This window comes from Halopseudomonas maritima (genome assembly GCF_021545785.1).
In the GTDB taxonomy this organism is placed as follows: Bacteria; Pseudomonadota; Gammaproteobacteria; order Pseudomonadales; family Pseudomonadaceae; genus Halopseudomonas; species Halopseudomonas maritima.
On record NZ_CP079801.1, the window covers coordinates 3,769,658 to 3,795,868 of the forward strand.

Here is a 26,211-nt window from a genome sequence, read left to right on the forward strand (position 1 = left end):
GACTTCACAGTAGAAACCTCCTTAGTGCCGGGTCGGTTTGGCTGCTTGCCCAGAGTTCGTTAAAGCGATCGCTCCAGCGTTTAGCCTGATCGGGGCTATCGCGCCGCACGAAGCCGTCGCGCTGACGTGCTTTGGGTAGCATGAGAAATCCGTGGTCGTCGCTGATGACCTGTACATGGGGCTGGATCGGTAGATCAGGGTGTTGACGTCTCACCTGGCACAGGCTGGGAAAGCGATGGGCCAGCGCCAGCGGTGTGTGCCCGGAGAGAAACTCAGGCTCAATGCTCTGCAGCAGAATGCGTATCTGCGCCTTGGGGTTGCGAGCAATCAGCGCTTCGCAGGCGCCGATGAAGTCACGACGCTTAAACAGCCAGGCGGCCTGCTCTGGGGCGAAGACCAGCAGTTGTTGGTGGCAGTCTGCTATCAGCTCGCTGAGCAGCGTCTGGGCGTTATTCTCGTTGAGCGGGGTCAGTGCCGGGTCGTCTTCGGGGTAGTGGGCCGGCTGCTCGGGCGCCGTGTCCGGATTGAGGATGCTGAAGCGCCCGGGCGAGACAAACTCGATGTCTGCCAGCGGCGGCTGCGCCTGATCGCTGGCTTGCCAGCACATGTCTTGATGATCTATCCCGGCGTCTAGGTAGACTTCAGAGCAAACGCTGAAGCCCAGGCGCTGATAAAAGGGGATTGCGTGGGTCTGGGCGCTGAGCAACAGCTCATCGATCCCCTGGGCTTGGGCGTGATTGATGATGGCACGCATCAGCTGATCGCCCAGCCCGGCGCCGCGATGCTCTGGCAGGATGGCGATACGACCTATGTGGCCGTCGCCGAGCAGGCGACCGGTGCCGACCGGCTGCTCCGCTCGATACAGGAGAAAGTGGGTGGCTGTTTCGTCCAGCGCGTCCCACTCCAGGTCCTCGGGAACCTGCTGTTCGTCAATGAATACCCGCTGACGTATGTCGCGCAGGGCTTTGCCTGTGCGCCAGTCGGCAGTGGTAACAAAGACATCATTCATCCTGTCTCTCCATCAACAAAAAGCCTTTGGCCACCAGTTGTTCCAGCAGTTGGTGGGCGTCTTCTTCCTGCATCCAGCCAAGCAGCAGCTCGGCTGGCAGATAGCGCTGGTTGCAGATTAGCTGAACCAGCGGCAGCAGAGCCGGACCCACGGCGCAGTGCTCGCCATTGGCAAACAGGCGCAAGCTGCCGTCCGCCGCCTCCCAGTAGGCCAGTCGCACCGCCGGGTTGGTTTCAAGACCAATGCCCGCTTCGAGCAAGTCTGCCACCGGCTCTGGCTCGCCGGCGTAGGCTTGCGCCAGCTCCGGATACTTGGCTTCGGTCATGTGACGGCCAAACCAGATGGCCAGTGCCTCTTTGTCTGAGACCAGGCGCAGGACGCTTTGTTGCAGGCGTTCTATTGCGACAGGATCAATGGCGGCAGGGTCCGACGGACGGTTGAGGCCGGCGTCGCCGTAACGCTGATCGTCACCCAGGTGGTGAGCCAGATAGTCGGTGAAATGCACCAGGATCTCGGCGTGGCTGGGAGCGCGAAAACCGATGGAGTAGGTCATGCAGTCGGTCTCGGCAACGCCGTCGTGGGCGATGCCCGGCGGGATGTACAGCATGTCGCCGGGCTCCAGTACCCACTCATCCTGGCAGTCGAAGTCAGCCAGGATACGCAGATCAGGGTTGTCCAGCAGCGGGCTGTCTTCGCTGCACTGCTGGCCGATGCGCCAGCGGCGCTTACCGTGGCCCTGCAGCAGAAACACGTCGTAGTTGTCATAGTGCGGGCCTACGCCGCCGCCGGGCGTGGCGTAGCTGATCATGATGTCGTCAACGCGCCAGCTGGGCAGAAATCGGAACTGCGCCAGCAGATCGGCGACTTCGGGCACAAACTGGTCGACCGCCTGCACTAGCAACGTCCAGTCACGCTCGGGAAGCTGTTGGTAGGTGTCGTCCGGGAACGGCCCCTGGCGCAGCTCCCACGGGTGTGAACCCTGTTTTAGGATGATGCGCGACTCGACTTCTTCTTCCAGCGACAGGCCCGCCAGCTCGTTGGGCTCAATCGGGCTTTCGAATCCGGGAATGGCCTGACGAATCAGCAGCGGCTTGCGCTGCCAGTACTCGGCGAGGAAGCGGTCGACACCGATATCACCAAACAGTGAGTCGAATTCAATGGTCATCTTTCTGGCTCCAGAATGGACAGCGCCCGGTAAATCCGGGCGCTGTAGGGCAGGGGGCGGCGTTGGCCGGCGCGGATCAGATACGCTCGGCCTGGGCTACTGCGTTACCAATATAGCTGGCCGGGGTCAGGGCCTTGAGTTCGGCCTTGGCGTCATCCGGAATCTCCAGGCTGTCAACAAAGGCCAGCAGTGCGTCAGGGGTGATGCCCTTGCCGCGCGTCAGCTCCTTGAGCTTTTCGTAGGGGTTGGCCACACCAAAGCGACGCATCACGGTCTGAATCGGCTCTGCCAGTACTTCCCAGCAGTTGTTCAGGTCTTCGGCCAGGCGCGCGGCGTTCAGCTCCAGCTTGCCAATGCCTTTGAGTGAGGCCTCGTAGGCGATGACGCTGTGGGCAAAACCAACGCCCAGATTGCGCAGCACGGTGGAGTCGGTCAGGTCACGCTGCCAGCGGGAGATCGGCAGCTTGCTGGCCAGGTGCTGCATGATCGCGTTGGCGATGCCCAGGTTGCCTTCGGAGTTTTCGAAGTCGATCGGGTTGACCTTGTGCGGCATGGTCGAGGAGCCGATCTCGCCGGCAACGGTCTTCTGCTTGAAGTAGCCGAGGGAGATATAGGCCCAGATGTCGCGATCAAAGTCGATCAGGATGGTGTTGAAGCGCGCGACCGCATCGAACAGCTCTGCGATGTAGTCGTGCGGCTCGATTTGGGTGGTGTACGGGTTGAACTGCAGGCCCAGGGTCTGCTCGATGAACTGTTTGGCGTTGGCTTCCCAGTCGACCGCCGGGTAAGCGGATAGGTGGGCGTTGTAGTTGCCGACTGCGCCGTTGATCTTGCCCAGCAGCGGAATGCTCTCGACCTGCGCAATCTGACGCTCCAGGCGATAAACCACGTTGGCCAGTTCCTTGCCGAGGGTGGTCGGGGAGGCCGGTTGGCCGTGGGTGCGCGAGAGCATGGGCACGTTGGCGTACTGCTTGGCGAGCGCGCGGATGGCGTCGGCCACCTGGCGCATCAGCGGCAGAATCACCTCATCGCGGCCGCTGCGCAGCATCAGCGCGTGGGACAGATTGTTGATGTCCTCGGAGGTGCAGGCAAAGTGGATGAACTCGCTGACCTGCTTGAGCTCGTCGAGCTGTTCGGCCTGCTCCTTGAGCAGATACTCGACGGCCTTGACGTCGTGGTTGGTGGTGCGCTCGATTTCCTTGATGCGCTCGGCGTGTGCCAGGTCAAAGTCCTCGGCCAGGCGGTCGAGAATGGCATTGGCGGCGTCGGAGAACGGAGCAACTTCGCTGATGCCCGGGTGCGCGGCCAAACACTGCAGCCAGCGGACCTCTACCTGAACGCGGAAGCGGATCAGGCCATATTCACTGAAAATAGGGCGCAGGGCGGCGGTTTTGCTGCCATAGCGGCCATCAACCGGGGATACGGCGGTCAGGGAAGTCAGTTGCATAGTTCTCTCGTCAAGGGCTGGCGGAAAAGGGCCAAATCATACACCAGCGCGCGGCGTTTTGCCCGGCTTTGCCGGCAGATACAGGCTGAGCAGACTGGCGGCAAAAATCAGTCCGGCGCCCAGCCAGGAGGACCAGCCCGGCAGCTCGTCCCACAAGACCCAGGCGAAGGCGCCGGAGAAGACAATCGCCAAATAGCTCAACGGGCCGATTTTGCCTGGCGGCGCCAGTGCGTAGGCGCGCGACATAACCAGCTGGCTGGTGGTCGCCACGATGCCGATCGCGGTCAGCAGGCCGAGTTGTTGCAGGGTCAGCGGCTGATAGGCCCACAGCAGCGGAATGGCCGATAGCAGCGTGGAGAAACTCGCAAAGTAGAAGACGATGCGGGTCGCCGGCTCACTGTCGCTCATGGCGCGAATCGATACGAAGGCGCAGGCTGCCAGCAGGCTGGCGGCGACACCGGCAAGTGCTTTCGGGTCAAACAGCGCGCCAGTGGGCTTGGCGACCAGAATGACGCCAACAAAGCCGATGGCGACCGATAGCATCATGCGCCCGGTCAGGCTCTCTTTCAGCCACCACCAGGCCAGTACCGGGGTGAATACCGGTGCGGCGTAGGTAAACACCATGGCATCAGCCAGTGGCAGATGGGCAATGGCGTAGAAAAAGCAGTACATCGCGCCCAGGCCGTAGAAGGTGCGCAGAAAATGACTGCCCAGGCGCTGGGTGCGGAACGGGGCAAAGCCACGAATCAGCATCAGCGGCAGAAAGTAGAAAACGCCAATCAGGTTGCGGGCAAACACGACGGTCTCGTTGTTGACGCCGGTCGAGACCTCGCGAATGAGTACGCCCATGATGGCGAACAGCAGCCCGGACAGGGCCAGCAGCAGGGCGCCGCGGCGCGGTTGGTCGAGGCGGACGCTCTCAACCACGCAGCACCGCGCGGGTGGCGTCCAGCAGCTTGCGACGCTGCAGCAGCAGCTGCCAGCGGTGGCCACCCAGCTGTCGCCACAGGGTGGCGGAACGGATGCCGGCCAGCAGTAGCGTGCGTACCCGATTGGCCACCTCTGGCTGCTGCAGGTAGCGCATGTCGCCATGGACCTGGATACGCAGGCGCAGGGTGCTGATGGTGTCCTGATAGGTGCTGCCAAGTGAGGCCATGACGTTGTCGTGCAGCAGGCCAAAATGCTCGACCTGGTGTTCTGCCTGGGCGATGCGTTGGCCCAGCACCTGCAGCATGTCGTCGCGCTTGGCCAGTTGGCGCTGCAGAGTCAGCAGGTTCATGACGTAGCGCAGAGCATCGCGTTGCAACGCGGCGGTATCACGCTCCAGCATGGCCTCAAGGGCCTGCAGGCCGCGGCGGATCTGATGGTGGCTGCCGCCGTAGACGTCCAGTACGCGGTCGGGTGAGCGGTTGAGGATGCTCGCAACCAGGCAGCTGGTCGGCCCTTCGCTGAGCTTGCCGCTGCGTGCCAGTTGGTCCACCTGTATGCCCGCTTCAAAGGTGGCGCCCAGGGCGATGACCTGATCGGTAAGCTGGCTCACGCGGTAGCCTCGCTGGCAATGGCGGTTTCAATCACGCCGCCGCCCAGGCACACGTCGCCTTGATACAGCACCAGAGACTGCCCCGGCGTTACCGCGCGCTGTGGCTCGTCAAAACGAACCAGGTAACCGCTGGTGGTCTTTTCCAGCGTGCAGGCTTGATCCGCCTGACGGTAGCGGACCTTGGCGGTTAGGCGTACGGGCTCGGTGACGTCGAGTTCATTGACCCAGTAAATCGACGAGCAGGTGAGGGCATCGGAGAACAACCACGGGTGGTTGTTGCCCTGACCGACGACCAGCACGTTGCGCGTCAGATCCTTTTTAAGCACATACCAAGGGTCGTCACTGGCGCCTTGCAGGCCGCCGATACCCAAGCCCTGGCGTTGACCGATGGTGTGATACATCAGGCCAACGTGGCGGCCGATGACGGTGCCATCGGTGGTTTCTATATCGCCGGGCTGGGCTGGCAGGTACTGTTTGAGAAAGTCGCTGAAGCGGCGCTCACCGATAAAGCAGATACCGGTGGAGTCTTTCTTGCGGGCAGTGGCCAACTCATAGCGCTCGGCAATGCGGCGTACCTCCGGCTTTTCCAGTTCGCCGACCGGGAACAGCGTCCGCGCGATCTGCTCGGCGCCAACGGCGTGCAGGAAGTAGCTCTGGTCCTTGTTGTTGTCGATACCACGCAACAACAGGGTCTGGCCGTCGCGCTCGCCGCGGCGCACGTAGTGCCCGGTGGCAATCAGGTCTGCGCCCAGACTCAGGGCATAGTCGAGAAACGCCTTGAACTTGATCTCGCGGTTACAGAGGATGTCCGGGTTGGGTGTGCGGCCAGCTTTGTACTCTTCGAGGAAGTGCTCAAACACGTTATCCCAATACTCAGCGGCAAAGTTGGCCGTGTGCAGCTTGATACCCAGCCGGTCGCTAACGGCCTGAGCGTCCGCTAGATCTTCCTTCGCGGTGCAGTACTCGGTGCCGTCGTCCTCGTCCCAGTTCTTCATGAACAGGCCTTCTACCTGATAGCCCTGTTCCAGCAGCAGGGCCGCAGAGACAGAGGAGTCGACGCCGCCGGACATACCGACGATGACGCGGATTTCGGAGTTGGGCGTATTGGCCTGAATAGACATGTCAGCGAATAAGATCCAGTGAATAATGCGGTTTGTTCAAGTAATCCCGAATGCAATCGGCGACCAGGTAGCTGCGCAGGTGTGATTGATTGTCGACAATCTCGTCCAGTGTCATCCAGCGGGCCCGGATAATACCTTCGTCCAGCGGCCGCTCGCCGTCGTGGCTGATAGGCTTGGCGCTAAAGCACACGCGCTGATAAGTTTCACCGTTGGCGGCCTGGAAAAGATAGATGCCGATTACCGCCTGGAGCTCGACGTGCCAACCCGTCTCCTCAAGCGTTTCTCGGGTGGCTGCCTGCAACAGGGTTTCATTGGCTTCGAGATGGCCGGCCGGTTGATTTAGCACAATACGTCCGTCACGTTTTTCTTCGACCATCAGAAAGCGTGACTGATGCTCGACGATGGTGGCGACGGTGACGTGGGGTAAAAAGCGCATCGCGGCTCCTCGGCAGGTGCAATAGGGTAGCGTAAAGCGTCCGAGCGGTGAAGCTGGCTTTGGTAAAGCCGAGGAAAGCGGCTAGGATGCTGAATGGCTGCAGGTGTAGTGCAGGTTGTAGTGTTACTACATATTTTTTATGAATCTCCCGTGATATGCCCCGGCATATAGGGGGTTCTGCAGTGGTGCGGCGAGGTTGTAGACAAAAGTGCGTGACAATCTGTAGGAAAACTACAACAATAACGCCGCTGAAAATCCGTATTCAATGGCGCGCCGAGGGTTATCCGCCCGCGTCGCTGTCAGTGCAACGACAACACAAACGGAGTCAAAGATGGGATACCAAAAGATCCAGGTGCCGGCCAGCGGCGACAAAATTACCGTTAATGCCGACCTTTCCCTGAACGTACCCGATAACCCGATCATTCCCTTCATCGAGGGCGACGGAATCGGTTACGACATTTCCCCGGTCATGATCAAAGTCGTCGACGCGGCGATTGAGAAGGCCTACGCCGGTAAGCGCAAGATTTCCTGGATGGAAGTCTATGCCGGTGAGAAAGCCACCCAGGTTTACGATCAGGACACTTGGCTGCCGGCTGAAACGCTGGATGCCGTTAAGGAATATGTTGTTTCCATCAAGGGCCCGCTGACCACCCCGGTAGGCGGTGGTATTCGCTCGCTCAACGTTGCGCTGCGTCAGGAGCTGGACCTGTATGTTTGTCAGCGTCCGGTTCGCTGGTTTGAAGGCGTGCCGAGCCCGGTCAAGAAGCCGGGTGACGTCGACATGGTTATCTTCCGCGAGAACTCCGAAGACATCTACGCCGGTGTTGAATGGAAAGCCGGCACCCCGGAAGCCGAGAAGGTCATCAAGTTCCTGACCGAAGAGATGGGCGTCAAGAAGATCCGTTTCACCGACATGTGCGGTATCGGTATCAAGCCGGTTTCTGAAGCAGGCACCAAGCGTCTGGTACGCCAAGCGCTGCAATACACTGTCGACAACGACCGTGACTCCCTGACCCTGGTGCACAAGGGCAACATCATGAAGTTCACCGAAGGTGCCTTCAAGGATTGGGGTTACGAAGTCGCGCGTGACGAATTTGGCGCTGAGCTGCTGGACGGTGGTCCGTGGATGCAGTTCAAGAACCCGAACACCGGCAAGAACGTTGTAGTCAAGGACGTCATTGCTGACGCCATGCTGCAACAAATCCTGCTGCGTCCGGCAGAGTACGACGTAATCGCTACCCTGAACCTGAACGGTGACTACCTGTCTGACGCGCTGGCTGCTGAAGTGGGTGGTATCGGTATTGCTCCGGGCGCCAACCTGTCTGACTCGGTTGCCATGTTCGAAGCGACCCACGGTACTGCGCCGAAGTACGCTGGCCAGGACAAGGTCAACCCGGGTTCTGTGATCCTGTCTGCTGAAATGATGCTCCGCCACATGGGCTGGGTTGAAGCGGCTGACCTGATCATCAAGGGTGTTAACGGCGCTATCGCGAACAAGACGGTCACTTATGACTTTGAGCGTCTGATGGACGGTGCGACCCTGCGTAAGTGCTCCGAGTTTGGCGACGACGTCATCGGCGCGATGTAAGGTGAAGCGGGCTGCCAGGCAGCCCGCTTCGGCACTGCATACAACAAAGCCGGCAATCGCCGGCTTTGTTGTATCTGATGACGCTGTTACGCGCTCTGGCTATTGGTGTGCATAGCTGGCAGCGGTGCCTTCAATTTCGTCTTCTTTCTTGCTAGCGTGTTCGCTGGCAGACTGGATATTGATGGCGTGCAGGCCCTTGGGGCCTTGGATGATGTCGAATTGAACCGGCTGCCCGGCCTTGAGCGTTTTATAACCGTCCATCTGGATGGCCGAATAATGCGCAAAGAGGTCCTCGTCCCGGCCGTTGGCTACGATGAATCCATAACCTTTGGCATTGTTGAACCATTTGACCTTACCGTTCTCCATACTGCATCCCTCTGATAGCCTGTCACTTCATGTGAGTGTCCGCGCTGATAGCTGACCGGAATATCACCGGGCATGTAAATGGTGACTGGTCAGTCGCGCACCTCTACACTTTCAACAACGATTCAGAGCAAGTCAAGCCAGGCCCGGGAATCCTGTGTACCAGTGCGCAGTTTTGCGATAAGCGGTGCAGATGAACGGCCCCCAACCAGTGAAACAGCAGATGTTTTCAATGACGGATTTTCAACTAACCTTACAGCAGGGACCAGTGGAGCCCGAGCACGATGATGATCACGGCCTGGCGGTCGAGACCAGCAAGCCCCAGCTCAAGCCGCCGTCTCGCTATAAGGTCATTATGCTCAATGACGACTACACCCCAATGGACTTTGTTGTGGAGGTACTTGAGCGTTTTTTTTCCCACAACCGGGAAAGCGCCACACAGATTATGCTGAAGGTGCATACTGAGGGCAGGGCGGTTTGCGGTATCTATACCCGTGACATTGCCGAGAGCAAGGCAGCAGAAGTGAATGACTACGCGAGGGAATGCCAGCACCCGTTGATGTGTCAGATTGAACGGGAAGCGTAACAAGGCGATTTGCATCGCATACGAGGTGGCAACATGCTCAACAGAGATCTCGAAATCACCCTGAATCTGGCATTCAAGGAAGCGCGCAACAAGCGGCATGAGTTCATGACCGTCGAACACCTGTTGCTGGCACTGCTGGATAACCAGGCGGCGGTGGATGTGCTCAACGCCTGTGGGGCAGATCTGGAGCGTCTGCGTCGCGAGCTGACTGAATTTATCGACTCCACCACGCCGCTGATTCCCAAGCAGGATCAGGAGCGCGAGACTCAACCGACGTTGGGGTTTCAACGGGTATTGCAGCGCGCAGTATTCCATGTCCAAAGTTCGGGCAAGGGCGAGGTCAGCGGCGCCAATGTGCTGGTCGCGATTTTTAGTGAGCAGGAGAGCCAGGCGGTTTTCTTTCTCAAGCAACAGCAGATTGCGCGTATCGATATCGTCAATTTCATCTCCCACGGTATTTCCAAGGTCCAGGGCGATGCCGAGCAGCTCAGCGATGAGCAAGACAGTGTTGAAGAAGAGGGTGCCGAAGGCGCGACCGCCAGCAACCCCTTGGAGTCCTACGCCAGTAATTTGAACGAGCAGGCGCGCAAGGGGCGGATTGACCCGCTCGTCGGGCGCGCATCTGAAGTCGAGCGCGTGGCGCAGATTCTTATGCGCCGGCGTAAGAACAACCCGCTGTTGGTCGGTGAGGCTGGCGTGGGTAAAACCGCCATTGCCGAAGGGCTGGCCAAGCGCATTGTTGACGGTGAGGTGCCGGACACCCTGTCCGAGGCAGTGGTGTATTCGCTCGATCTGGGGGCGCTGCTGGCCGGCACCAAGTACCGCGGTGACTTCGAGAAGCGCTTCAAGGCGCTACTCAAGGCGCTGAAGAAACGTCCGCACGCCATCCTATTTATCGATGAAATTCACACCATCATTGGTGCGGGTGCGGCTTCTGGCGGGGTGATGGATGCCTCCAACCTGCTAAAGCCGCTGCTGTCTTCCGGCGAGATCCGTTGCATTGGCTCCACTACCTTCCAGGAGTTTCGCGGTATTTTCGAGAAGGACCGCGCGCTGGCCCGCCGCTTCCAGAAGGTCGACGTGGTCGAGCCGTCAGTCAGCGATACCATTCAGATTCTCAAGGGGTTGAAGAGCCGCTTTGAGGATCACCATGGTATCCGTTACACCGACGAAGCGCTCAAGGTGGCGGCAGAGCTGGCCAGCCGGTATATCAATGACCGCCACATGCCCGACAAGGCGATTGATGTGATTGATGAGGCGGGCGCTTATCAGCGGTTGCAGTTGCCGGAGAATCGCCCGGAATTCATTGATGTTGCTGAGGTGGAAGCCATTGTCGCCAAGATTGCGCGCATCCCGCCAAAGCACGTCTCGTCCAGCGACAAGGAACTGCTGAAGAACCTGGAGCGTGACCTCAAGCTGGTGGTCTTCGGTCAGGACGGTGCCATCGAGGCGCTGTCAACGGCGATCAAACTGTCGCGCGCTGGGCTCAAGTCGGCCGACAAGCCTGTTGGTTCCTTCCTGTTCGCCGGCCCCACCGGTGTGGGCAAGACCGAGGTCACGCGGCAGTTGGCCAAGAGCCTGGGTGTTGAGCTGCTGCGCTTTGACATGTCCGAGTACATGGAGCGGCATACGGTGTCTCGTCTGATTGGCGCACCTCCGGGCTATGTTGGTTTCGATCAGGGCGGCTTGCTGACCGAGGCGGTGACCAAGAGCCCGCACTGCGTGCTGCTGCTGGATGAAATCGAGAAGGCGCACCCGGAAGTCTTCAACCTGCTGCTGCAGGTGATGGATCACGGTACGCTGACTGACAACAACGGCCGTAAGGCGGACTTCCGTAATGTGATCATCGTAATGACCACTAACGCGGGGGCCGAGACCATGTCGCGTGCGTCCATCGGCTTTACTCAGCAGGACCACAGCACTGATGGGATGGAGATCATCAAGAAGGCCTTTACGCCTGAGTTCCGTAACCGGCTGGATGCCATCATTCAGTTTGGCCGTCTGACCCATGAGAGCATCAAGTTTGTGGTCGACAAATTCCTCACCGAGTTGCAGGCCCAGCTGGAAGACAAGCACGTGCTGCTGGATGTGGACGAGGAAGCGCGCAACTGGTTGGCCGAGCACGGCTACGACCCAATGATGGGTGCCCGCCCGATGGCGCGGCTGATTCAGGACAAGATCAAGCGGCCGCTGGCCGAGCAGATTCTGTTTGGGGAGTTGGCGGAGCAGGGCGGAACCGTGCATGTAACGCTGCGCGACGGAGAGCTGGAAATCGAGGTGCCGGAAGCGGAAATGGCTTGATTGCACCTGTCGCTAAACTGAGCGGCGCGCCCTTGATGGGGCGCGCCGTTTTTTGTGTCTAAAGATCGAAGCGGGTCCAGATGGGTGCGTGGTCTGAGGGCTTTTCCATGCTACGGATGTCATAGTCGACATCACTTTCCAGGCAGCGCTCGGCCAGTCCTCGGCTTGCCAAAATCAGGTCGATACGCAGGCCGCGCTTGGGGTCGTCCTCAAAGCCGCGGCTGCGGTAATCAAACCAGCTGAAGCGGTCATCTGTATCGGGGTGAAGATGGCGGAAGCTGTCGATCAGCCCCCAGTCTTTCAGACGTTGTAGCCAGGCGCGCTCCTCCGGCAGGAAACTGCATTTGCCAGTGCGCAGCCAGCGTTTGGCGTTAGCCGCCCCAATGCCGATATCGGCGTCGGTATCGGAGATGTTCATGTCGCCGATGATCGCAATGCGCTGATCAGGGGTGAAGTCAGCCTCCAGGTGCGCTTGCAGGTCAGCGTAGAACTTCTCCTTGGCAGGGAACTTCACCGGGTGGTCGCGGCTTTCGCCCTGGGGAAAGTAACCATTGAAGACAATCAGCGGTTCGCCGTCGGCGCAGGGCACGGCAGCACTGATCATCCGGCGTTGCGCGTCCTCGGTATCGCCGGGGAAGCCCTTGCGTACCCAAAGCGGTTGCTCCCGGGTTAGCAGGGCTACGCCGTAGTGTCCCTTTTGACCGTGGAACGCAACGTGATAACCAAGCGCTTCGACCTCAGCCAGCGGAAACTGCGGATCATCTACCTTGGTTTCCTGCAGGCCAATAACCTCGGGGGCGTGGCGCTCGACAAGCTCTTTCAGTTGGTGAGGTCTGGCCCGCAAGCCGTTGATGTTGAAGGATACAATCTTCATTTATGTGTCCGTGTCAGGGAATGAAACGCCTCCGTACAGGGGCGGCGCAGCGGATCGGCCTATTCGCAGTTTTCGAGTGCTAGGGTAGCCCAAAAGCGGGCGTTTGAGCACGGCGGTTAAGGCCTTATCGTGCTAGCATCTGTCTGCTGATGTTGCCGGGAAGGAGCTCATGGGGCGCGCGATATTATTGGTTGGTTTATTGTTGGTTGCGTTCGGGGCGCAGGCCAGCCTGAAAGTTACTGTGGTACCGGCAAAAAAAGCAGTCCGCGAGAACATTGAGGCTTATATCGGCACGGTCGATGATGATAGCCGGCAAGCGCTGGAGCGGCAGTTTCGCCATATTGAAGAGCAGGCTACGTTGGCGGCTCAGGCGCTCGGCTATTATCACACGCGCAATTCGCTGAGCATCGGTGGCACCGACGACGCTCCCGTATTGCAGGTGCGCGTTGAGCTGGGCGAACCGGTACGTCTGGGCCAGGTGTCCATCGAGATTATGGGGCCGGGCCAGAACACAGACGCCTTCTTGCTCCCCACTGCCGCGCTGCTGACCCCGGGCGCGGTGCTAAATCATGGCCGCTATGAAGGGGTAAAGTCGCAGATCAACAACCGCGCGCTTCGCTATGGTTACTTTGAGGGGCAATACCTCAAGCACGAGCTGCGCGTTGATCTGGAAAGTAATCGCGCCGACATTGATATCCAGTACGACACCGGCCCACGTTACCGCTTGGGCCAGGTCCATTTCTCCGAAACCATCTTTGACCCGGAGCTGCTGGAGCGCATGGTGCCATTTGAGCCCGGCGTACCCTATGACGCAGATCTGGTTGGTGAACTGAACCAGGACCTGCTGTCCAGCGGCTACTTCAATGGCGTACTAGTGACAGCCCCGGTGGATAAGGCGAGCGGACAAGACGTTCCCGTGCAGGTGGAAATTACCGAGCGTGACCCGCACTCGCTGGGCCTTGGTGGCGGTTTTTCAACCGACGTGGGTGTGCGCGGCAAGCTCAGCTGGGATCAGCACTGGGTCAACCCCAAGGGGCATAGCCGTGGTGCCAATATGGAGCTGTCGGCGCCGCGTCAGGAAATCACCGCCTTTTACCAAGTGCCGCTTGATCCGCCCATCGACAACAATCTGCGCTATTTCGTGGGCTGGCAACACGAAGACATTGATGACGTTGAGACCCGTAGTCTGGCAGTCGGTGCGGAGCTCAATACTCGCCTGGAGAGTGGCTGGCAGCGCACCATTGGCCTTCGCCTGCAGAATGAGATCTTCTCGCTGGGCGACGACTCTGGTACATCCACGCTACTGATTCCGAGCCTGGTATTGCAACGCACCCAAGCGACTGGCGGCGTTGACCCCAGCCGCGGCTACAGCGTGCTGATGGATGTGCAGGGCGCAAAGGAAGGCGTTCTCTCAACCGTCGACTTTGCCCGGGTCATGGGGCAGGTCAAGGGACTGTATACGGCCTTTGATAACCACCGGTTGTTTGGTCGCCTGGCGCTGGGTGCGGTGGCTACCAACGACTTTTCCAGCATCCCGCCGTCGCTGCGCTTTTTCGCCGGCGGCGATCAGAGCATTCGAGGCTACGACTATCAGAGTCTGTCACCGGTCGACAGCACTGACGAAACGGTCGGCGGGCGCTACCTGATCGCCAGTACCGCAGAGTACCAGTACGAATTCATCGACAAGTGGCGAGCTGCGACCTTCGTTGACTACGGTAACGCCATCGACTCGCTGACCGATCCGCTGAAAACCAGTGTCGGCGTGGGTGTCCGCTGGGTCTCGCCGATCGGCCCGATTCGCGTTGACCTGGCTAGGTCGTTATCGGACCCGGACGAAGGCTACAAAATTCACTTTTCCATGGGGCCTGAACTGTGAGCCGTTTTCTGTTCAGGGCGCTGGTACGCGGTCTGTTTATCCTGTTGTTCCTGCCGATACTGCTGGGCTTTCTGCTGGCCAGCGAACAGGTCAATCGCTGGTTGTTCGCCAAGGTTGAGGCGCTGGAGCCGAGGCTGGAGCTGGGCTTTGAACAGGGCGATTTATGGCATGGCTGGGATTTTTCGCTAATTGCCTGGCGCGATGACACGCTCAACCTGCAAATCGACAATGCAACCTTGCGCTGGACGCCCGCCTGTTTGTTCGGCAAAACCCTGTGCCTGGACCGGCTGGTGGTCGAGCGCGTGGTGGTGATCAGTGAAGCCAGCGAGAGCGAAGAAGAGCCGGCCCCCTTTAGTTTGCCAGAGGTGCAACTGCCTCTTGGGCTGGAGATTGGCGAGCTTTACCTTGGCGAGCTATCGCTGGATGGCGAAACTGCGCTGCTCAGCGAACTGGATCTGGTGGTGCGGGCGAGTGGCGATCAGGTGGTAATTGAACGCTTCTCTGGGGTTGGCCCCGATCTGGACTGGCAGCTTTACGGCAGCCTGCAAACGCGCGGTGACTGGCCGCTGCAGCTAACCGCCGATGCCAATCTGCCGCCCGTCGACGGCCGCGATTGGACCGTGCATGCAAGGGCCGCGGGTGACCTGCGGGCACTGTCGCTGAATGTTGGCAGCCGTGGCTACTTGCCAGGCAAGTTAAGTGGCGAGGCCAATCTGTTTGAGCCCGGTTACCCAGTCAGTTTGCGCTGGCAGGGCGAGCCTTTTTTGGCGCTCGCCAGCTTGCCTGAATCGCTGACGCTTAACGACCTGCTGCTGCAAATAAAGGGCAACCTTGAGGACGGTTATCTACTGCAAGCCAGCTCCAGCCTGCCGGGCGAAGGGGGCGCTGTCACTCTGGCCTTGGATGCTGAGGTAAACACCCGAGGAGCGCCGTTGTTGGCCCTGCAGATGAAGGTGGCAGACGAACCTGCCAGACGACTGTCGCTGCAGGCAGACGCCAGCTGGTCTGATGGTCTGCAAGCTAGCGCCGATCTGGCCATGGATGCCTTCCCCTGGCAATGGTTGTACCCGGTGGGCACCGGCGAGGTGGTGCTGCAGCAGCTCGCCGTGAGCGCGCAGCTGCAGGGTGAGGAGGTCAATGCGAGCCTGCAGGGGCGGCTGACCGGCGTTGCGGGTGAACAGGTCAATGTCAAAGCCGAGGTTGCAGGCAATCAGCATCAGCTGAAGATCAGTCCGCTGCAGTTACTGACTGACGCGGGCGAAGCGAGTGGTGAGGTCGATCTCACCTTGCAGCCCGCGCTGGCCTGGGATGGTCGCTTTCGTCTGCAAGGTATCGACCCTGCGGTATTTGTTGCGGCCTTGCCTGGTGCTCTGAACGGGCAGCTTAACAGCAGCGGTCGCTTGGGCGGCGAGCAACTGCAACTGCAACTGCAGGCGGATTGGGATATCAGCGGCACACTGCGGCGCCAGCCGCTGTCCATCACGGGTCGTCTGGACAAGCCGGCCAATGACTGGCTGCTGCCTGAACTACGGGTGCGGCAGGGCGAGAACCGTATTGACGGCAGTGCTCGCTGGGGGCAGCAGGTAACCGGCCGCTTCAATTTGCAACTTGACCGCCTGGCAACGCTCTGGCCGGGTCTGCAGGGCAGTGTGGTCGGCGATCTCCAGCTAGCTGGCAGCAGCGCAGCGCCGCAGCTGAGTGCCGCCTTGCGCGGGGAGGGGGTTGGCATGGATGAGCAGGGGCTCGATGCGCTCAGTCTGGATGCCAGCGTTACCCTCAGCGAGCTGCTACCCCTGCGCTTGGCGCTGTCGGCTAATGGGCTGCGCAGTGCGGGTACCCTGATAGGCGACTTGCAGCTGGATGTTACCGGCAACCGTGCTGCACATCAGCTGGCGCTGCAGCTGCACAACGGCGTGGCCGATGCAGACCTGCAACTTGACGGTGCGCTGAGCGACAGTCAATGGCGCGGCACCCTGAATCGAGGCGAGCTAGGCTACCAGCACGTCCAGCTGGTGATGCAGGAGGCGGCCAACATCGACTACCGCCTGAGCGATGGCCGGCTGCAGCTTTCCGGGCATTGCTGGCAGCAGTCTGAAGCCCGGCTGTGCTTTAACGAACAGCAGACGCTGATGCCAGAGCGCAAGCTGGACGTGCGCCTGCAAGCCTTTGATCTGGCCGACCTGCAGCCCTGGCTACCGGAGGACTTTAGCTGGCAGGGCCTGCTCGACGCTCAGGTGGAGCTCAGTCAGACGCCGGGCAAGGCGCCGGTTGGCAAGGTGGTCGTGCGCAGCAACGACGGTGTTATCCAGGTGCGTGATGGCGATGACCTGATGGACTTCCCCTACCAACAGCTGGCGTTGGATACCCAGCTGCAAGCGCGCATTGCCAGCACTCAGCTGCTGCTCAGCAGTGATGTGATCGGTCGGCTGGCGGTTAATGCCGACATTGCCGATCCGGCGGGCGCCCAGAGCCTGTCAGGCGACTATGAACTGAGCGACCTCAAGCTGGACTTTCTGCGCCCGATGCTCCCCGATGTGGACGAGCTGCAGCTGACCCTCAACGGTGCCGGTACATTGGCTGGGGCCTTGAGCGAGCCGGTGGTAACCGGGTTGTTGACGTTACGCGAAGGGCTGGTGTCAGGCCGTAACCTGCCGATCAGTCTAGAGCAGTTGCAGGCCGATATCCGTATTGACGGCACCCAGGCACAGCTGGACGGCCGCTGGCGTAGCGGAGAGCAAGGCCAGGGCAGCCTGACCGGGCAAGTCGGCTGGGCGCCGCTGGATGTAGCTCTGCAGCTCAAAGGCAATGCGTTGCCGGTGCTTGTCGAGCCCTACGCGCAGTTGCAAGTTGCACCAGACCTGCAAATTGCGCTGCACAACGAAAGCCTGCAGATCAGTGGTGAATTGGCGATTCCGGAGGGTGACATCCGCGTGCGGGAGTTGCCTGCCAGCGCAGTCAAGGTGTCCCCCGACGTAGTCATTGTCGGCCAGGAGCCAGAAGAGGAGACGGCGGGTCTGGGGGTTTCGGCCCGCGTCAAACTCAATATCGGCGATCAGTTGAGGCTCAGCGCTTTCGGTTTGCGTGGTCGTTTGAGCGGCCAACTGGAAGTGCAGGAAAACCTGACCGCCAATGGTGACCTGCGGATACTCGATGGCGAGTTCCGCCGTCTTGGTCAGGAACTCAAGCTGCGCCGGGCGTTGCTGCTGTTTTCCGGCCCTATCAGCCAACCCTATCTGAATGTTGAGGCGATTCGCGAGGTTGATGATGTGATCGCCGGCCTGCGCATCACTGGTAACGCCACCAGTCCCAAGTCGGAGGTCTTCTCGGAGCCTGGCATGTCCCAGCAGGAAGCCATGTCATACCTGATTCTCGGCCGTCCATTGGGCGAGGAGGGGGACAACAACCTGCTGGCTCAAGCCGCACTTGGGCTGGGCCTGGCCGGCGGCGCGCCGATTACCCGCGGCATTGGGAATGCCCTGGGGCTGGAAGACTTTGCCGTCGAGGCCGAAGGCAGCGGCAATGAAACCCAGGTGGTGGCCAGCGGCAGCATTACCGACAAGCTCAGCGTGCGCTATGGTGTAGGAGTGTTTGAGCCAGCCAACCAACTGGCCCTGCGCTATGAATTGACGCGCAGGTTGTACCTGGAGGCGGTAAGCGGCTTTGCCAGCTCGCTGGATTTCTTCTATCGTATCGACTTTTAGCGCGGCCCAGTTCGGGGCGGCAGGCACCAACACCCATCTCGTGCCAAGGCACGTTCAAGGAGTCATCATGTCTAGCGTCACTTTGCGCGGTAACCCGATTTCCGTAGGCGGCCAGTTTCCGGCCAAGGGCGACAACGCGCCGGCCTTCAGCCTGGTTGCCAAAGACTTGTCCGATGTCAGCCTCGCAAGCCTGGCGGGCAAGCGCAAGATTCTGAACATCTTCCCAAGCGTCGACACACCGACCTGCGCCACGTCGGTACGCACCTTCAACAGCAAGGCCAGCGCGTTGAACAACACGGTCGTTCTGTGCATCTCAGCTGATCTGCCCTTTGCCCAGGCGCGTTTTTGCGGTGCAGAAGGCCTGGATAACGTGGTAAACCTGTCTACCATGCGTGGACGTGAGTTCGTACGTGCCTACGGCGTAGATATCGAGAATGGGCCTCTGGCTGGTCTGACAGCCCGCGCCGTCGTGGTACTGGATGAGGACGATAAGGTGCTGCACAGTGAGCTGGTCAGTGAGATTGGCCAGGAGCCGAACTACGAGGCGGCCTTGGCTGCTCTCTGAGCCTGCCGAGCGGTCACGCGTTAGCGCGTGGCCGCTGTTCTTGCCCGTTGCAGTAGCTCCTCCAGAATCCCGACCAGTTTTTTCTCATTCACCGGCTTGTCCAGCCAGGCGATAGCCGTATCTTCAGCGTTGCCGTTGTACAGCAGGCGCTGGCCTTCCTCACAGTAAGCCGATACCACCAGAATGGGCAGCGCAGCTGTTGTCTGGTCCGTACGCAAGTCGCGGATCAGGGTCAGGCCGTGGCCGTCCTGTAGTCGCAGGTCGGTTAACAGTGCGGCGTATGTGTGTTCCCTAAGGTAGCCGCGTGCCTCCAACACACTGTTGGCGGTAGTGGCCTCATAGCCCGACTTGCGCACGATGAGCGCGATAAAGTCAGCGATCATGGGGTCATCATCGAGGATCAGGATGGCGCGTGAGCCGTCGGAACCATCACGCTCGGCAGACTCGCCATCTTCAGCTTCAATCGGCAGGCGTAGCCAGAAGGTAGCGCCATGCTCTGGCAGGGAGCTGAACCCAACCTCACCGTCCATTTGCTGAGCCAGCTCGCGAGTAATCGCCAGGCCGAGGCCTGTGCCTGCCTGTTCGCGGCGATCCGAGCCGTCTGCCTGGGCGAATTTACTGAATATCTGCGACTGGAAGGCCAGCGGGATGCCCTCACCCTGGTCGATGACATTTATCTGCACCTGTTCGCCCAGTCGTTCAATGGCCACGGTGACCACGCTGCCAGCGGGCGAGAACTTGATGGCATTGGAGAGATAGTTGTTGAGTATCTGGTGCAGGCGCATGCTGTCCACCCGTACCCAGCAATGGCAGTCGCCCTCGCGCTTCAGTGTGATATCGCGGCTGATGGCGAACGCCTGGTTGGCGTTCAGTGCTTCGTCTATCAGCTCGGTCAGGGCATAGGGGCGCATGTCAAATTTCATCTTGCCTGCTGCCAGTTTCTCCATGTCGAGCAGGTCGTTGATCAGTAAATTCAGACGCTGGCTATTGCTCTCGGCAATGGTCAGCATGCGCGCCATCGCTTCTGGTACTTCTCCGAGGGTGCCGCTATTGACGATTGCCAGGGCGCCTGAAATGGAGGTGAGGGGAGTGCGCAGCTCGTGACTGACCGTGGAGACAAATTGACTCTTGAGCTGCTCCACACGCTTGGATTCGGTCAGGTCAAGCATGGTCCCGCTGACGCGCAGGGCTTTGCCTTGTTCGTCGCGCTGAATGATGCCGCGCAGCAACACTGGAATGCTCTGGCCGCCTTGATGGGTCAAGCGGGTTTCAACCGAAAAAGTGTCCCGCTCGGACTGCATGACTTCGCGCAAGGTGCTCAGCAGTTCATGGCGAGCTTGCGGTACCAGCACCGACTGCCATCGGTGCAGCGAGTGGGCTTCGCCCTGGGGCGGATAGCCGATCATCTGCCAGGCCCGGTCTGAGGCCATGAACTGCCAGCTCTGCATATCGACGTCCCACCAGCCGTCATTGCTACCCTGCAACGCCAGACGTTTACGCTCCTCGCTTAGCCGCAGCGCATCATTGCTGGCGCGTAGCTTGCGGGTCATCTGATGGGCAATGCGCTCGGCCTGCTCGCGGCGCAGCACCAGCATGGAGGCGAGGGCGAACAGCAACAGGGCAGCGGCCAGCCCCAGTAGTAATATCCAGGGGCTGGCGGCAGAACTGCGTTCAAAGTTGGGAGTGCTGGCGAAGTCCAGACGCCAGTCGCGGCCGTAGAATTGCAAGTTCAGACTGCGCTGGTAAAGCGCTTTTTCGCTGCCCGGAGTCAGGTCGCTGTACAGCTGGGGAAACTCCAGACCGTCTGCTGTATCAGTGATGCGATAGCGCACCCCTGGAGTGCGTGAGCCGAGGATGCCATCGAGCAGATCACCCATGCGATAAGGGCTGTAGATAAATCCGCGCAAAGCGCGTTGGCGTTGCTCGGAGGTATTTAGCGACGCGCCGCGATGATAGATGGGCGTGTACATGAGAATCCCGGCCTGTACCTCACCATGGGTCTCTTGCAGTAGGCGCACCGGCCCGGTCACGCGCGTTTCGCCGCTCTCGGTGGCAGCCTGCATGGCTTGGCGACGAACCGGTTCGGAAAACATGTCGTAGCCAAAGGCTGCGAGATTCCGCCCCTGGAAGGGCTCCAGATAGAGAACGGCGGTATAGAAGGGGCGCGGCCCTGGGGGGTGCACCGCAAAATCGGCGAAGCCTTCAGCGCGCACGGCGCTTTCAAAGGCCTCCAGCGTCAACGGGGGGACCACCTGTGCGTAACCGACACCGAGGATGCCAGGGTAATTCTCAGCCAACCGCAAGCGCTCGACCATGATGCGCCATTCGTTGCGCGATACCTGCCCACTGGCATCCATCAGGCCTGCGCCACCGAGCAGTATCTGCTCGTGGTGAATCATGCGCTTGCGGATCGCCTGGGCGATGTCGTTGGTCAGCAGGGTGAACTCACGGTCCGCTGCGTCGCGCTCGCGCTCATTCTGATACTGCCAGACCAGCACGGTTGCCAGCAGCACGATCGCAGCAAGACACCAGGCAATGGCGTTCTTGCGGCTGACAAAGGCGCGTCCCGGCGTGAAGGTAGAGATAGCACGACTTGCAGGCATAGATATAACAGTTTCTTGTCGCAGGGCTGATTGTGTCCATTGCGTATCTTAGTTGGCTGACGCATCGGCTGCAGCAGATAATGGATCTTCAACGCTATTTCATGATGATTCTGTAACCCAAGTGGCAAAAACGGCGCCGTTATGACCTGGATAGTCGTCCGGCCAGCAAGGTGACGTTCAACGCAGCCCTATGTGTGGTAGCGGTTTACTCATGCGCAATGCAGTACAACGGCACGCAGTTTGGGAGGGGCCGTTGGAGCGGGTTCTGAATAGATACCACAGGGTGCGATGTCGATTGGGTGCTCTGTTTATGCAGCTAAAAACAATTTGACCTTAAAGCCTACTTCAATCCTAGAGTGGGTTAGCGGCCAGGGTAACACTCGTACACATCGGCTAGTAAGTTCGCCATGGCGCGGCGCTGTAGGGTTTGACGCTAGCGGCTTTTAGGGTGTGCCCCTGTCGTGAGTGAAGGCGCTCTGCCATCGTTGGCAGCCTCGTAATCTGCATGATCACAGGAGATACGAAAATGGGTTATGTCACAACAAAAGACGGAGTCGAAATTTTCTATAAGGATTGGGGGCCGAAGGATGCGCAGGTGGTTTTCTTCCACCATGGGTGGCCACTGAGTAGCGACGACTGGGATGCCCAGATGCTGTTCTTTTTAGCGAAGGGATTTCGAGTTGTTGCTCACGACCGTCGCGGACATGGGCGATCCAGCCAGGTGTGGGATGGGCATGACATGGATCACTACGCTGACGATGTAGCGGCGGTTGTTAGCCATCTCGGAGTGCAAAAGGCTATCCATATTGGGCACTCCACGGGCGGTGGCGAGGTCATTCATTACATCGCACGACATCGAGAAGACGCCGTTCCAAAGGCGGTCATCATCAGCGCGGTACCTCCGCTGATGGTCAAAACAGAGAGCAATCCTGGCGGGCTCCCGAAAGAGGTGTTTGATGATATGCAGGCCCAGCTAGCTGCAAACCGCGCCCAGTTCTATCGAGATATCCCCGCTGGACCATTTTATGGATACAACCGTCCCGGTGCGGAACCATCTGAGGGCATTATCGCTAATTGGTGGCGTCAGGGCATGATGGGAGGGGCGAAGGCTCACTACGACGGTATCGTGGCGTTTTCTCAGACGGACTTTACTGCTGCGCTCGAAAGTATCGACATCCCGGTTTTGGTCCTACATGGTGACGATGATCAAATTGTGCCTTACGAGAACTCAGGGGTTCTTTCAGCTCAACTGCTGTCTAATAGCACCCTTAAGATATATCCGGGGTTCTCTCACGGAATGCCGACAATAAATGCCGATACCATTAATTCCGATATTCTGGCGTTTATCGGAAGCTGACGTTTACCTCGACGCGAGAGCCTAGGAGGTTTCTTCTAGGCTCTTTGCAGCGTAAGAGGCAAAAGATGTTCGAAGTGCCACTGGTACTGGCTCAGAACGACTGTGCAAGTATCTAATTTCCTGGTTCTGCGAATTCTGAAGTGGCTCTGAACGTTTTCAGAAAGGTAACGGGACGTTTCTTTCTCCTGACTGATCTTTTGTTCCTCTTGATGCGGCCAAGCCCGCAAGCACGGAGGACAATATATTGTGTTGAATTTGAATGTTTGTGTGGACACCCAAATGCTGCGCTGTGCCTCTGAGCACCATGCATATAAGTTCGCATAATATATATTATGTTAAATATCGTATTCTTCAGCCCAAGGGGCTTTGGCTTGCTTGCTTCTGGTTTTCCTACTCCAGCGCACAATCGCGCTGGCTAACAGGTTCGCCTGACATCTGGTTACGCAACAACCTTTTGATCAGCTCGATACGTGGCTGGTTGTCAGGCGCGCTACGCAACGCTATTACCAGTGGCAAGTCAGGTAAACGCTTGATGACCTTCAGCTCACCAGCGCCCTCTTTGTCGGCGAGGTATTGCAGTACCGTGGGGTCGGTTATGGCCAGGTCGAAGCGTTCGGCCGCGAGCATTTTTAAAAGCGATAGATCGCTGGTGGCTCCGCTGTCTGTGTTGACTGCGTACTGCTGCATCAGGGCATGCACATTGGCTGGATAGGCGTAACTGTTTACCACGCCGATGCGATAACGCTCGAATAGCTGTGGCAAGTCGTCCGGTGCAATCTCACTGTCGGCTAGCCCCATCACCGCCAAATTGGACGAGGCAACCGGATGGGACTGCACAAATCCGCTTCTGACCTCCTCCGGCCAAGCCGGAAAATAGCCAAGATAGTCACTGTCACGCGCGATTTCCTGCGCGCGCCGCCAAGGATAGAACTCCACCTGCAGCTCGATGTTGCATTGTCTTAGCACGTTGCGCAGGTTTTGGATGGCGTTGCCGCCGTTGTTCATTCGGGAGCTGGCGTACGGCTCCCACTCAAGCGATGTGATGCGCCAGACGTGCGGTGCTTGGGCACTGGCCTTGCACCAGCTGAACAACAGTGCCGCTATTACTAGTGAGGCAGGCAGTAGATAGTGTCGGCGCTGTAGATACATGGGTGTCAGGCTTTTTTCGGCTGGTCCAGACAGCAAGGATAGCAGTCACACTGTGCCTTAGGGCGCGGTCAACAGGCTCTCGCGGAGCCAGCTGGCGGCGGGCCCAAGGGGGCGTTGCCGTGACCAAATGACTTCCAGCGCCTGTTGTCGCGGCCAGCCAGGGACGTTCAACTGAGTCAAGCGCCCCGCCGCGTAGTTATCGACCAACCAGCGCGGCAGGCTCGCCCAACCGAACCCCAGAACCGCCAGGTCCAGCAGTATTAGATAGTTGGGGGCACTCCAGCTGCGTATGCTGCCCGCTGTTTGCTCTTCGCTTTGCCGGCTTTTGCTAAGCGTGTTCAAGCGTAATGCCCGGTGCAACCCGAGTTGGCCAAGATCAACGCTGGAGACCCTTGCCAGCGGGTGTTCATTGGCTACATACAGAGCAAACTCGGCCCGTTCGTTGACGCTGGCGCGGCCTATTTCCGGCGGGTGGGCACCGGTGCTGGGCAGCAGGCCGAGCGTCCCTCTGCCGCTGCTGATAAGGCTCACTATGTCCTCATGTTCGGCAAAAATGCATTCAAACTCCAGCTCGGGAAAACGCTCTGCCAGCTCCCGCAGCCGCGCGCTGTAGTGCGCTGACTGATAGGCGTCCGACAGTACCAGCGTCAGGCGCGGTTCCAGGCCGGCCGACAGCGCGTGAGCCGCTTGCTGTAGCTGCTCTGCCGCCGCTAGTACGCTGTTGGCATGGCGTAGTAGCCCCTGCCCTGCCTCGCTCAACACCGGGGATTTGGCACTGCGGTCGAAGAGTGTTACGCCCAGGTCGATTTCCAGCCGGGCAATCGCTTCGCTGACGGTGGACTGGCTTTTGCCCAGGCGTCGTGCAGCTGCGCTGAAGCTGCCCAGGCTGGCGGCTTGGGTAAAGGCTTCGAGGGATTCGGGAGACAGCTTCATATCGGTTTAGCCGATGGTTGCTAACTTCTAACTGCAGGATAGACCGTAGAAAATGCACCTGTCGAATGATAGGAGTCTTTTCCATGAGTGTGGCTGTTGTGGTGCCTCGCAAATCTTTGTCTGAACGGGTCGTCCATGCCTTGTTGTTCGAGGGGGTGGCGGTAGTGCTGTTTTCACCGCTGGTGGCCCTGGTCAGCGACAAGTCGTTGGCTCACAGCGGTGTGCTGACGGTGATGATGTCGTTTATTGCTGTGCTCTGGAACATGGTTTTCACTGCGGGGTTTGAGGCGCTGGAGCGCCGGCGTGGCTGGCGACGCACCCTGCGCCTGCGTCTGGCCCATGCGTGTCTGTTTGAGGTGGGCCTGATCGTGGCGCTGGTGCCGATGATTGCCTGGTGGATGCAGGTTGATCTGCTGCAGGCGCTGATGCTGGATATCGGCCTGGTTATGCTGTTTCTGCCTTACACGCTTGTGTTCAACTGGTTATACGATCGATATCGCCCGCGCCTTTTGGCCTCCAGACAGCAGGTTTGACATTCACTGTGCCAATCTGGGTTGACGCTCCCCTGCCCCTGGGGATTAATGCGGACACTGACCGCACAATAATAAGGATCGCGCATGTACAGTGTTGACGACATTCAACTGGAGCATCGCCTGATTGACGGCGTAAACACGCGTATTGCCAGCGTTGGCGAGGGGCCGGTGGCGCTGTTGATTCATGGCTGGCCAGAGTGCTGGTACTCCTGGCGGCCGCAAATGGTAGCGTTGGCCAACGCCGGATTTCGCGCCGTTGCGCCGGACATGCCCGGGTTTGGCGAGACCGCAGCGCTGCCGCAGATTGCGGATTACAACGCAAATCGCATCGCCGCCTTTATGCAGGCGCTGATCGGTTACGCCAACAACGGCCAGCCAGTACTGCTGGTAGGCCACGACTGGGGCGCGATCAACTGCTGGCAGTTTGTGCAGCTGCACCCGGAACTCGTTGAACGTCTGGTCATCATGAGTGTGCCGCTGCGACCGGTTGCCGATATTCCGCCTATTGAGTTTTTGCGGGAGTACTTTGCTGGCAATTTCTTTTATCAGGTCTATTTCCAGGAACCGGGCGTGGCCGAGGCCGAATTTGACGCCGACCCCGAGGGCATCCTGCGCGCGCTTTATTGCTCGCCTGACACGCCGCGCCATCCGCCGGTTCTGGGCAAGGCCTTGTCCGAGGGCGGTGGCTGGATTGGTCGACTGGGTGTGCCCAAGGTACAGCCGGGCTGGCTGAGCGACGACATGCTGGCGTACTACCTGGAGGCCTATCGGCACAGCGGTTTTGCCGGCGGGATAAACTACTACCGCAATCTGGACGAGAACTGGCGGCAGTTGCTGCCGCTGCGCAACAAGGTGATCGCCTGTCCGGTGCTGTTTTTGGCTGGCAGTGATGACATGGTCATCCAGGGCGCAGATGAAGCGGCCCTGCGCGAGATGATGGGTGCCCGCGTGCCGCAGCTGGAGATAGCCTTGTACCCGCGAATTGGGCATTGGCTGCAAAACGAGGCCGCCGAGCAGGTCAACGGTGACCTGCTGGCGTTTGCTAAAGCCTGAGTCGAGTTTCC

General features: G+C 59.4%; 21 protein-coding genes. 9 read left to right on the plus strand and 12 right to left on the minus strand.

What is annotated here, in order from left to right:
* Positions 1-4: 4 nt before the first annotated feature.
* From HV822_RS18260 to HV822_RS17450, 7 genes are all read right to left on the minus strand, one after another.
* Positions 5-1,009: a GNAT family N-acetyltransferase gene (locus HV822_RS18260; protein WP_396264942.1), complete on the minus strand. Its 1,005-nt coding sequence runs from the start codon at positions 1,007-1,009 to the stop codon at positions 5-7.
* Entirely contained in the window at positions 1,002-2,174 is a 1,173-nt protein-coding gene (locus tag HV822_RS17425) for a ribosomal protein uL16 3-hydroxylase (RefSeq protein ID WP_238871523.1), read from the minus strand. The genes HV822_RS18260 and HV822_RS17425 overlap by 8 nt, the downstream gene beginning before the upstream one ends.
* A 76-nt stretch (positions 2,175-2,250) precedes the next feature.
* Positions 2,251-3,621 (minus strand): adenylosuccinate lyase, encoded by a 1,371-nt coding sequence (purB, locus tag HV822_RS17430; RefSeq protein WP_238871524.1) that lies wholly within the window; start codon positions 3,619-3,621, stop codon positions 2,251-2,253.
* A 36-nt stretch (positions 3,622-3,657) separates the two neighbouring features.
* Positions 3,658-4,548, minus strand: a complete 891-nt coding sequence (locus HV822_RS17435; RefSeq protein WP_238871525.1) for a DMT family transporter — start codon at positions 4,546-4,548, stop codon at positions 3,658-3,660.
* Positions 4,541-5,161 (minus strand): high frequency lysogenization protein HflD, encoded by a 621-nt coding sequence (hflD, locus tag HV822_RS17440; RefSeq protein WP_238871526.1) that lies wholly within the window; start codon positions 5,159-5,161, stop codon positions 4,541-4,543. The genes HV822_RS17435 and hflD overlap by 8 nt, the downstream gene beginning before the upstream one ends.
* Positions 5,158-6,282 (minus strand): tRNA 2-thiouridine(34) synthase MnmA, encoded by a 1,125-nt coding sequence (mnmA, locus tag HV822_RS17445; protein ID WP_238871527.1) that lies wholly within the window; start codon positions 6,280-6,282, stop codon positions 5,158-5,160. Before mnmA ends, hflD begins: the two co-directional genes overlap by 4 nt.
* 1 nt (position 6,283) lies before the next feature.
* Positions 6,284-6,718, minus strand: a complete 435-nt coding sequence (locus HV822_RS17450) for an NUDIX hydrolase (RefSeq protein WP_238871528.1) — start codon at positions 6,716-6,718, stop codon at positions 6,284-6,286.
* Between the two features lie 331 nt (positions 6,719-7,049).
* On the opposite strand from HV822_RS17450, the gene icd reads away from it, so the two are divergent.
* Positions 7,050-8,306, plus strand: coding sequence for an NADP-dependent isocitrate dehydrogenase (gene icd / locus HV822_RS17455; protein ID WP_238871529.1), 1,257 nt, complete (start codon positions 7,050-7,052; stop codon positions 8,304-8,306).
* 99 nt (positions 8,307-8,405) lie between these two features.
* On the opposite strand, the gene cspD is transcribed toward icd, so the two are convergent.
* On the minus strand, positions 8,406-8,672 hold the full coding sequence (gene cspD / locus HV822_RS17460) for a cold shock domain-containing protein CspD (protein ID WP_238871530.1): 267 nt from the start codon (positions 8,670-8,672) through the stop codon (positions 8,406-8,408).
* A 220-nt stretch (positions 8,673-8,892) separates the two neighbouring features.
* Here cspD and clpS point away from each other — a divergent pair, with 220 nt between their 5' ends.
* Positions 8,893-9,255: an ATP-dependent Clp protease adapter ClpS gene (gene clpS / locus HV822_RS17465; protein ID WP_238873647.1), complete on the plus strand. Its 363-nt coding sequence runs from the start codon at positions 8,893-8,895 to the stop codon at positions 9,253-9,255.
* A gap of 33 nt (positions 9,256-9,288) precedes the next feature.
* Entirely contained in the window at positions 9,289-11,556 is a 2,268-nt protein-coding gene (gene clpA, locus HV822_RS17470) for an ATP-dependent Clp protease ATP-binding subunit ClpA (RefSeq protein ID WP_238871531.1), read from the plus strand.
* A gap of 58 nt (positions 11,557-11,614) precedes the next feature.
* On the opposite strand, the gene xthA is transcribed toward clpA, so the two are convergent.
* Positions 11,615-12,430, minus strand: a complete 816-nt coding sequence (xthA, locus tag HV822_RS17475) for an exodeoxyribonuclease III (RefSeq protein ID WP_238871532.1) — start codon at positions 12,428-12,430, stop codon at positions 11,615-11,617.
* Positions 12,431-12,599: 169 nt separating this feature from the next.
* Here xthA and HV822_RS17480 point away from each other — a divergent pair, with 169 nt between their 5' ends.
* The 3 genes from HV822_RS17480 to tpx all read left to right on the plus strand — a co-directional run bounded on the left by HV822_RS17480 (position 12,600) and on the right by tpx (position 18,572).
* On the plus strand, positions 12,600-14,306 hold the full coding sequence (locus tag HV822_RS17480) for an autotransporter assembly complex protein TamA (RefSeq protein ID WP_238871533.1): 1,707 nt from the start codon (positions 12,600-12,602) through the stop codon (positions 14,304-14,306).
* Positions 14,303-18,007: a translocation/assembly module TamB domain-containing protein gene (locus HV822_RS17485; protein WP_238871534.1), complete on the plus strand. Its 3,705-nt coding sequence runs from the start codon at positions 14,303-14,305 to the stop codon at positions 18,005-18,007. Before HV822_RS17480 ends, HV822_RS17485 begins: the two co-directional genes overlap by 4 nt.
* A 67-nt stretch (positions 18,008-18,074) precedes the next feature.
* Complete coding sequence (gene tpx / locus HV822_RS17490; RefSeq protein ID WP_238871535.1) at positions 18,075-18,572, plus strand: thiol peroxidase; 498 nt, start codon at positions 18,075-18,077, stop codon at positions 18,570-18,572.
* A gap of 20 nt (positions 18,573-18,592) precedes the next feature.
* Here tpx and HV822_RS17495 read toward each other — a convergent pair whose 3' ends face one another.
* Complete coding sequence (locus HV822_RS17495; RefSeq protein WP_238871536.1) at positions 18,593-21,175, minus strand: hybrid sensor histidine kinase/response regulator; 2,583 nt, start codon at positions 21,173-21,175, stop codon at positions 18,593-18,595.
* 526 nt (positions 21,176-21,701) lie between these two features.
* On the opposite strand from HV822_RS17495, the gene HV822_RS17500 reads away from it, so the two are divergent.
* Positions 21,702-22,532 (plus strand): alpha/beta fold hydrolase, encoded by an 831-nt coding sequence (locus tag HV822_RS17500; protein ID WP_238871537.1) that lies wholly within the window; start codon positions 21,702-21,704, stop codon positions 22,530-22,532.
* Positions 22,533-22,922: 390 nt separating this feature from the next.
* On the opposite strand, the gene HV822_RS17505 is transcribed toward HV822_RS17500, so the two are convergent.
* Together HV822_RS17505 and HV822_RS17510 are read right to left on the minus strand one after the other, a co-directional pair.
* Positions 22,923-23,537, minus strand: a complete 615-nt coding sequence (locus HV822_RS17505) for a type 2 periplasmic-binding domain-containing protein (protein WP_238871538.1) — start codon at positions 23,535-23,537, stop codon at positions 22,923-22,925.
* Between the two features lie 201 nt (positions 23,538-23,738).
* Positions 23,739-24,614: a LysR family transcriptional regulator gene (locus tag HV822_RS17510; RefSeq protein ID WP_238871539.1), complete on the minus strand. Its 876-nt coding sequence runs from the start codon at positions 24,612-24,614 to the stop codon at positions 23,739-23,741.
* A gap of 83 nt (positions 24,615-24,697) precedes the next feature.
* Between HV822_RS17510 and HV822_RS17515 the strand changes: the two genes are divergently transcribed.
* Both HV822_RS17515 and HV822_RS17520 read left to right on the plus strand, forming a co-directional pair.
* A complete protein-coding gene (locus HV822_RS17515; protein WP_238871540.1) occupies positions 24,698-25,147 on the plus strand; it encodes a multidrug/biocide efflux PACE transporter in 450 nt (149 codons plus the stop codon).
* Between the two features lie 84 nt (positions 25,148-25,231).
* Entirely contained in the window at positions 25,232-26,200 is a 969-nt protein-coding gene (locus HV822_RS17520) for an alpha/beta fold hydrolase (protein WP_238871541.1), read from the plus strand.
* Positions 26,201-26,211: the final 11 nt, after the last annotated feature.